The organism is Candidatus Marithrix sp. Canyon 246 (assembly GCF_001723685.1).
Lineage (GTDB): Bacteria > Pseudomonadota > Gammaproteobacteria > Beggiatoales > Beggiatoaceae > Marithrix.
Window position 1 is genome coordinate 1 of the sequence record NZ_MCBX01000043.1, and the last position, 9,101, is coordinate 9,101.

Annotated in this window: 6 protein-coding genes; 2 read left to right on the plus strand and 4 right to left on the minus strand. The window is 34.5% G+C overall.

What is annotated here, in order from left to right; all coding sequences use genetic code 11:
• Positions 1–86 precede the first annotated feature (86 nt).
• Positions 87–3,074: a S8 family serine peptidase gene (locus tag BHU68_RS15080; protein ID WP_069473001.1), complete on the minus strand. Its 2,988-nt coding sequence runs from the start codon at positions 3,072–3,074 to the stop codon at positions 87–89.
• Positions 3,075–3,561: 487 nt separating this feature from the next.
• Positions 3,562–3,984 carry a HEPN domain-containing protein gene (locus BHU68_RS15085; RefSeq protein WP_069472591.1) on the minus strand — a complete coding sequence of 141 codons (423 nt, stop codon included), beginning with the start codon at positions 3,982–3,984 and terminating at the stop codon, positions 3,562–3,564.
• Between the two features lie 57 nt (positions 3,985–4,041).
• On the opposite strand from BHU68_RS15085, the gene BHU68_RS15090 reads away from it, so the two are divergent.
• Positions 4,042–5,979: a M3 family metallopeptidase gene (locus tag BHU68_RS15090; RefSeq protein WP_069472592.1), complete on the plus strand. Its 1,938-nt coding sequence runs from the start codon at positions 4,042–4,044 to the stop codon at positions 5,977–5,979.
• 126 nt (positions 5,980–6,105) lie between these two features.
• Here the strand turns inward: BHU68_RS15090 and BHU68_RS15095 are convergent, their stop codons facing one another.
• Together BHU68_RS15095 and BHU68_RS15100 are read right to left on the minus strand one after the other, a co-directional pair.
• Entirely contained in the window at positions 6,106–6,582 is a 477-nt protein-coding gene (locus BHU68_RS15095; RefSeq protein ID WP_141698872.1) for a hypothetical protein, read from the minus strand.
• Between the two features lie 8 nt (positions 6,583–6,590).
• On the minus strand, positions 6,591–7,622 hold the full coding sequence (locus BHU68_RS15100) for a hypothetical protein (protein WP_069472847.1): 1,032 nt from the start codon (positions 7,620–7,622) through the stop codon (positions 6,591–6,593).
• Positions 7,623–7,806: 184 nt separating this feature from the next.
• Here BHU68_RS15100 and BHU68_RS15105 point away from each other — a divergent pair, with 184 nt between their 5' ends.
• Complete coding sequence (locus tag BHU68_RS15105) at positions 7,807–8,973, plus strand: glycosyltransferase family 4 protein (protein WP_069472848.1); 1,167 nt, start codon at positions 7,807–7,809, stop codon at positions 8,971–8,973.
• Positions 8,974–9,101: the final 128 nt, after the last annotated feature.

Consider the following 9,101-nt stretch of genomic DNA (forward strand, 5'->3'; position numbering starts at 1 on the left):
AGATGTGTATAAGAGACAGCACCAAAACTATCTCTTTCAATGGTGGGTTTCGCTGACGCTCTACCCACCCTACATGAATTTTAAAATTATTCTAATTCATAAAGATAAGTATAATCTTTAAGATGGAATATTTCATTATACAACTGTAATTGTTGTAAATTAGCTTCAAATACTTGTATTGGTCCATCAATTACAATATTTGGTGGTAACACTATAGTAGAAGCAACATCTACAAAAGGAAAGTGCATGATTCTAGTATTATAAGAATAGCTAGCATGACATTCTGCATTTGGTTCTTCTCCAGCAATGATTGATATGCTTTCAGGGATCATTTTGAAATCTCCAACACCTTCAGTCATTGCTAATTCTGCTTGTAATACAGCAATATTACCATTAGGTTCACCAGTCAGAGAATCTAACAGCGGCATATCAAGCATTGGAATAGTAATTTTATGATCTGCAACTGAAAAAGTAGCATGAGCACAATCATCTCCTGAATCGTTATCAGTAATTGTAACTACTGTATTATTGGGAGAACCAATGGTAGCATCACCTGTAGCATTACTCAAAACTAAACTAAAGTTTTCACTACTTTCTTGATTATTATCATCAATAATATTAACTGTGATTAACTTATTACTGCTATCGCCATCATTCCAACTTAGAGTTCCCGGTGTAGCTGAATAATCATTTCCAGATGTTGCGGTACCATCATTGATAGCATAATCAACTGATACAGAACCATCACTGCCACCAGTACGACTTACAGTTATTGTTGTTGAACCTATTCCTTCATTGACACTATAAGTAGCTTGAGAGAATTGCAAACTTCCTGCTGCTGGTGGCTCTTCTGGATTCAAAGACCATAGAATTGCCATGTTATCTGATAATGCTGGAGTATTATGAGAATATTGTTGTCCAAAATCAGCAGATCTTTGCAAACCAACCGTTGCAGATGCACCATTGTCATAACTGGCATTATCAAAGTTTACATCCAGATATTGCATGATAATATTGCCAGTGGCTTCCTCTAATATAGCTTGTATAGAAGTATTACCATTAATGCCAAAACGCGGCACTTCATTCCATTGAATAATCAAACTACGATTTGGTGCAGTACCTTGAATTTCATAAAATATTCCGCCACCTGCGCCGGGATTCAAATCATCCCATAATACAGCCATAAAAGTATTTATAGTCATATCACTAGGAATAGGTTGATTGCTAAGGGTTAAGTTAGTATCTTCAAAATAAATTCCACCATTAGAACCAACAGCTATATCTGAATAACTTTGACCATAAAAGTTAAACTCAAACGGAATTGAATAATAATGACTGTCATCACTAAGATTCAGATTTGTACCAGTACCACTTATATCAACCCAGTCGAATGAATGCTGATCATTTACTGTATAAACTATGGTTTCTACAACTGTACCATTTCGTGTTGCTGGATAATTATTTCCATTATGTGTGGCACTGAAATTAGCTGTAGTTGAACCAGTGTTACTTGGTGTCCAATTAGCCGTATAAACACCATCATTAGCGGCAGCATCAGGTGCTACACCATCATCTAACAAAGTTAAAGCAGAATCGCCATTGCTAAAGTTTACACTAATAGTAGCTCCAGTTAAATTAGCACAATTTACTAAAGATGCTGTTAATACAACAGCTTGACTTTGATAAACACTAAAAGCTTCTGCCAAAGAAACTTGTAAATTTGGTGGATTATTAGGATCACAACCCAAAGCATTATTTATATTTAAGCGTCCACCTGAAATCATTTTCCCCGATAAGCTCGCCAATTGATCGACAGTACCCATAAGTTTAGCTTTAATATCAGCATAACTATCATTGGGATTAGCAGCCCATAACAATGCTGCGGCACCTGCAACATGCGGAGTTGCCATAGAAGTTCCACTGTAACTAGCATATTGATTACCCGGAGTACTACTTAATATACTACTACCCGGTGCAGCTAAATCTACACTATTTGCGCCAAAACAAGAAAATGATGATAAATTATCATTACGATCAGTTGAAGCTACAGCAATCACACTAGGCAAATCATAACTGGAAGGATAATGTGGACTTGCGTCATTATCAGTACCAGAATTACCAGCAGCGGCAATAAAAAGCATTCCAGCATTTTGGCTAGCATCAATCGCATCACGCATTGCTTGACTAGAACCACCGCCACCCCAACTATTACTGGTCATTTTAATATTAACACCATGCTGAGTTTTCATCATGATCGCATATTCTAATGTTTCAATCGCATCTGAGGTACTACCACTACCACCAGCACTTAAAAATTTCAGTGCCATGATTTTAACATTCCAATTGACTCCAGTTACACCAATGCCATTATCACCAACACCTCCGATAGTACCAGAAACATGAGTACCATGACCATTGTCATCCATAGGATCACCATCATCATTAATGGCATTAATACCATGCACATCATCAATATAGCCGTTATTATCATCATCAATACCATTGCCAGCTATTTCATTAGGATTAACCCACATATTAGCAGCTAAATCTTCATGATTATAATCAACACCAGTATCAATAACCCCTACAACCAGAGTAGAATCACCAGTATGATTATTCCAAGCTTCAGAGGCATCAATATCAGCATCATTAGTACCACCAGATTGACCAGTGTTGTGCAAACCCCACAACTCATCAAACCTTGGATCATTAGGAATGCTATCTATCTGCATCATATAATCAGGTTCTGCATACTCAACAACTTGATCGTATTTATTTAAACTTTCCAGAATTTCATCGACAGTTTTATTTTGATCAGTGATTTCTACTAGAGAAATACCAATATTTTGAAAGGTTTTTACATGCGAAACACCAACATCACTATAGATATTTACCAAGGATGAAGCGTTTGCGTTGCTTTTTAATTTAACTAATATCTGGTCTTTAGAAAATTCATTAGTTTGAGTAGCACTCCATAAAGGAGATTCTGCCACAGCCATAGTGGAGAATATAGATAAGATAAATAAAGCAAATAAGCTACTTCGCCATTGCTTTATATAAGGGACATCATTCATAATAAATAAACCTCAATGTCGTTTATGGAAACTAAATTATAACACCAAATTATAAATAATGTAAATTTTTTAAAAAAATATGAAACGACAATTATACTTATATATTTAACTATTTGATTTACAAGCCCTGAAGGGGCGAAATAATATAAGGTCCCTCCTAATGTCGGGAGGGCAACGCCCTAGGTAAATATGAATGTTATATGTAAGCCCTGAAAGGGTAAAATAATGAGATTTATGTTTTAATACGCCCCTTCAGGGCTAAAATAAAATACCATCCGCACCTAGGGCGTTGCCCTCCCGACATTAGGAGGGACCTTATATTATTTCGCCCCTTCAGGGCTTGCTTATAAATCAAATTATGAATTTTCAAATTAGCAACTTACTTGCAGCAACTGAATCTTATAATTGGAATAATTTAATTCAACCAATTAATGAATTAAATGATAACTTAAGGAAGACACATAATTTAAATTATCCCAAAAATGTGTTATCCTAAAGTCTCAGTTTTTTCAAATCTCAATAGCTCTTTTAATAATTCATTTGCAATTTTTACACTATCATGATAACCATCACAATCAATTAAAAAATTATAACGATATTCTTCAACACAGACAGTAATGACTTGTATCGCCATTCGATAACTGGATTTATTTGTTTTAAAATCAGTATATTCAATTAGCTCTTCTAGTAACTTATTTAACTTATGAGTTCTTGAATATAAACCATATTTACTTTTCATTTCCAATAAATACTTGATAAACATTTCAAGCATCTGTTGATAATGAAAGCAATGCAATGAACAGTCTTTAATATTCATTTGTTCTATCAAATCAATATTAACTGCATGTTGCCATGCTTTACCACCTAAATTTTCACTATTTTCAAAATCTTTTAGTAACTCAGCATACATTGTATAATTCCTCATTAGAACAACAATTATACTAATTTATGATATAATTATCAAATTATGAATTTACCTACTTTTAATAGCATTAAACCAGAACAAATTTTACCAACAATTAAGCAACTAATTGAAGATAATAATTCTCAAATTAGCAACTTACTTGCAGCAACTGATTCTTATAATTGGAATAACTTAATTCAACCCATTAATGAATTAAATGATACATTAAATCGTATTTGGTCTCCAATTCAACATTTACATAATGTAGCTGATAATCCCGAATTAAGAGCCGCTTATAACTCATGTTTGCCACTGCTTTCAGCTTATCATAGCGAATTAGGGCAAAATAAAAGCTTATTTGAAGCTTATAAATCAATTGAAGTCAAAGATTCTCAACAAAAAGTTATTAGCAATGAATTGCGTGATTTTCGTTTATCTGGCATCGACTTATCAGCAGAAAAACAAGCGCGTTATAAACAAATCAAAGAACAACTCTCTAAACTCAGCACCCAATTCTCTGAAAATGTACTTGATGCCACCCATGCTTGGAAAAAACATATTACTGATCAATCCTTACTAGCTGGATTACCAGAATCAGTTCTAGCCTTAGCCAAACAAAATGCCAAAGATGCTGATTTAACTGGTTGGTTATTGACACTTGACTTTCCTTGTTATCAACCAGTTATGAATTATGCAGATAATCGTGAATTACGATATGAAATGTATAAAGCATTTGTCACTCGTGCATCTACTGGGCAATGGGATAATAGCGACATAATGCAAGAAATTGTCACTTTACGCCAACAATTAGCACAATTACTAGGTTTTGCTAACTATGCCGAATACTCCCTAAGCACCAAAATGGCAGAAACACCTGAACAAGTATTAGAATTTCTAACAGACTTAGCCACACGAGCCAAACCAATAGCTGAAACAGAATTAGAACAATTAAAAAGCTTTGCCAAACAAGAATTAGAACCGTGGGATATACCATATTACTCAGAAAAATTACGCAAACATCTTTATGACTTATCAGAAGAACAATTACGCCAATATTTCCCTTTAAACAAAGTATTAACCGGATTATTCAAGATAGTAGAAAAACTATATGGATTAACAATTAAAGAAAGTACTGATAACATCGACACATGGCACAAAGATGTACAATTTTTCGATGTTTATGGCAAAGCTGGAGAATTACGCGGACAATTTTACCTAGACACTTTTGCTCGTAAAGCCAAACGAGGTGGAGCTTGGATGGATGAATGTATTATTCGTCACCGCACCGCCAAAGGCTTACAAACACCAGTAGCATACTTATGCTGCAACTTCACCCCACCAATCAATGACAAACCCAGCCTATTAACCCATAGAGAAGTAACCACACTATTTCATGAATTTGGACATGGCTTACACCACATCTTAACCCAAGTAGATTATGCACCAGTGGCAGGAATAAATGGAGTAGCATGGGATGCGGTAGAATTACCAAGTCAATTCATGGAAAACTGGTGCTGGCAACAACCAGCCTTAGACATATTTGCAGAAAACTTACCAGCAGAATTACTAACAAAAATGTTAGCGGCAAAAAACTTTCAAATAGGCATGTTCACCCTACGCCAAATAGAATTTGGCTTATTTGACTTTCGCTTACACCTAGAAGGCAGAACAGATATACAAAACTTACTAGATGAAGTACGTCAACAAATAGCAGTAGTATTTCCACCAGACTTCAACCGCTTTCAACATAGTTTTTCTCACATATTTGCAGGAGGATATGCTGCTGGATACTACAGCTACAAATGGGCAGAAGTATTATCAGCTGATGCCTTCTCAAAATTTGAAGAAACTGGAATATTTGACTCCACAACTGGGCAACAATTCCTAGAAACAATTTTAGAAAAAGGCGGCTCAGAAGAAGCAATGGAATTATTTATAAAATTCCGTGAACGGGCACCTAAGATTGATGCTTTATTGCGACATCATGGGATGATGGCTTAGTTTCAAAGCTCATGTAGTTAATGTAGGGTGGGTAGAGCGAAAGCGAAACCCACCTAGCCAAAATGGTGGGTTTCGCTTTCGCTCTACCCACCCTACAAATATATAAGAACATCATACAAAGTAACGCTAGTAAATATCGGTCACAGCCTTTAATGCTCCAGCAATTTCTTCCATCCATTCCTGATAATATAAATCATCATCAATTTCATTTTTTAAATTATCAGAAAGATTTGAAATGATATCCAATGCTTGGACACAATATTCTGGTTCTACAACTCCTACGCGCAAATCTAAATTAAATTTATAGTTGGGAATCAAAATATTATACTTACATCGCAAAATAAGTGGAGCGCATAAAGCATCATCTGAAAGTTCAAGATCAAAACCACCAAGCATAGGATTATCATCAGCTGCTACAGTTAAAATTAAATCATCAACATTCAATACCACAATTTGCAATCCCATAACATCAAGCTCCTCAAATAGAAAAATATCACCGGGCTGTGGAGATAGTGGACGATCTGCTAGTTCTATATCAATTAAATTCTGTTTGTCTGCTATATCAGCATCTATGTCATATAATTTTTTAAAATCTATTGTCACAATTGGCACTACTTTAGTATATTAGCAATAAAAACAGATAAAGAATTTGAGTTATAATCACTTGTGATTTGTTGTGCATATTCTCGGATAATTTTTAGCTCAGCATTTATTGTGCCTACAGATACATTTAATTTTTTTGCTAATTCACTTTGTGAAAGAATTTTATCTAAATTAGTAATAGATCTGACTCGTATCATGAATATTAATTTCAGTTTATGACGAACACGACGCTGATACTTTGACTGTTCAATCAACTGAATCATGTGTAGATACCATTTCTGAAAAATGGCATTCAGTTCTTGACAATCTATATAAATTTTCTCTTTATCTTCATCTATTGTGAAATAACTAGCACGAACATCGTCCTTCATGATATCGACTAAAGTCTTAAACTTAAAAGACTTCATATCCGCATCTTTAAATGCACAAATCAATTCACATAACTGTTGTTGGACTCTTTTATTCCGTTTTGCAAGACTCATGCGAATCTTTAACCATTTTTTATTATTGATAAGGACTTTAGATATTAATTCAGGATCGTCCGTCACTTTAGATGATTCAAAACTAAAAGATGTCTGATTACAAATTTTTCCCCTTCTTAAACCTTCAGGGATAACAGCTCCTAACTCAATAGCCTGCTCAATCGCACATATAGCATTTTGCGCTACTGCATAACCTATAGGATCATGAGTTCTTTGCCGCTCTGTGAGGAAATTATTAATATTTCTATAGACTAAACCATCTATATTGTCAAATCGTTGCATAGCATTACGTAATGATCTAAGACGCTTAGCAATTGCAAACACATAACAATCAAAAACAAGCTCTTCAAACAAATTATCATCTTGGCTCCAATGACCAGAACTAGGATAACCAAGATAATTAGTAGGACTTTTCCATAATCCACGATGAGACATTCTCTCACGTAAAGCTTTATTTATAGTTTTTAACAAACTATGAAATACACTTTCTGGTAAGAAACAAGAATTTTCATTTATTTTTTTTATTAAAACAGTAAACTTATTATTATAATTGCTCATGATTTTCCTCTAGTTTTAAGTGTTTGATATAAAATATATTTTCACTTAAAACTGAATGTATTCATTAATATGCAGTTAATCTTAATGGTAGAACGTTACTAAAAAGACTAATGACAGGTGATGTAACCGATTACCTATTTATACCAAATTTAAAAAATACTGTCAAGCAAAAAATAAACTACCAATGAAAATAGCCTTTAGCCATGATTGGCTATCCTTTTACTCAGGTGGGGATAAAACACTTGAAGCTATGCTGGAGCATTATCCAGACGCGCCAGTTTATACCTTGATTTATCAAGCTGAAAATTTTCGCGATACCCATATAGCGCAACATCCAATACACACATCTTTTATTGAAAAATTGCCCAAGGGTCGTACAAAATATCGCTCATATTTAGCATTTATGCCGCTTGCTATAGAACAGTTTGATTTATCAGAATATGATGTAGTGGTATCTAGTTCTAGTGCGATTGCCAAAGGAGTTATAACTGGACCAAATCAATTGCATATAAGTTATATACACACACCTATACGCTATGCTTGGGATTTACAACATCAATATTTACGTGAAGCCAACATGGAAACAGGAATTAAATCATGGTTAGCGCGTTGGGTACTGAATAAAATACGCATATGGGATATTAGAACCATTAATGGAGTAGATAAAATGGTAGCTAATTCTCACTATATAGCGCGACGCATACGTAAAGTCTATGGTAGAAATGCAACAGTTATTTATCCTCCTGTAGATATAGACGCATTTCCTTTATACGAACAGAAACAAGACTTTTTCTTAACAGCGTCAAGAATAGTACCCTATAAAAAAATTAATCTGATTGTTAAAGCCTTTAACAAAATGCCAGAAAAACGCCTAGTTGTGATTGGAGACGGCACAGAATTTAAAAAACTAAAAGCCATTGCTGGTTCAAATATAGAACTAATGGGCTATCAACCAGATGAAGTATTAAAAGACAAAATGCAAAAAGCTCGTGCATTTGTATTTGCCGCAGAAGAAGATTTTGGCATAACACCAGTAGAAGCACAATCTTGTGGCACACCAGTTATAGCTTTTGGCAAAGGCGGAGCTACGGAGACTGTGAAAGATGGAGAAACTGGATTATTTTTTTCAGAACAAACAGAAGAATCTATAATTGAGGCAGTTCAACGTTTTGAACAACAAGTATTTATACCCAAGAAAATTCATGAACATGCCAAATACTTCTCCAAAGCTAGATTTCAAAATGAAATGATAAGCCTGATAGAAACCAGTTGGGAAAAACGACTAATGGAACATAAAAAAACACATCAAATAATTCCATTAACAGACTCATCCACGTTCCAACACTCATAGTTATACATAAGTATTTAAATAATTGAAATACAAAAAATATATGTAGGGTGGGTAGAGCGATAGCGAAACCCACCAAAACCATCGAAAATGGTGGGTTTCGTTGTCACTCCTGTCTCTTATACACATCT

Coding starts and splice junctions, on each gene's coding strand:
- BHU68_RS15105 (WP_069472848.1), top strand. CDS start 7,807: ATGAAAATAGCCTTTAGCCATGATTGGCTATCCTTTTACTCAGGTGGG.
- BHU68_RS15085 (WP_069472591.1), bottom strand. CDS start 3,984: ATGTATGCTGAGTTACTAAAAGATTTTGAAAATAGTGAAAATTTAGGT.
- BHU68_RS15080 (WP_069473001.1), bottom strand. CDS start 3,074: ATGAATGATGTCCCTTATATAAAGCAATGGCGAAGTAGCTTATTTGCT.
- BHU68_RS15090 (WP_069472592.1), top strand. CDS start 4,042: ATGAATTTACCTACTTTTAATAGCATTAAACCAGAACAAATTTTACCA.
- BHU68_RS15100 (WP_069472847.1), bottom strand. CDS start 7,622: ATGAGCAATTATAATAATAAGTTTACTGTTTTAATAAAAAAAATAAAT.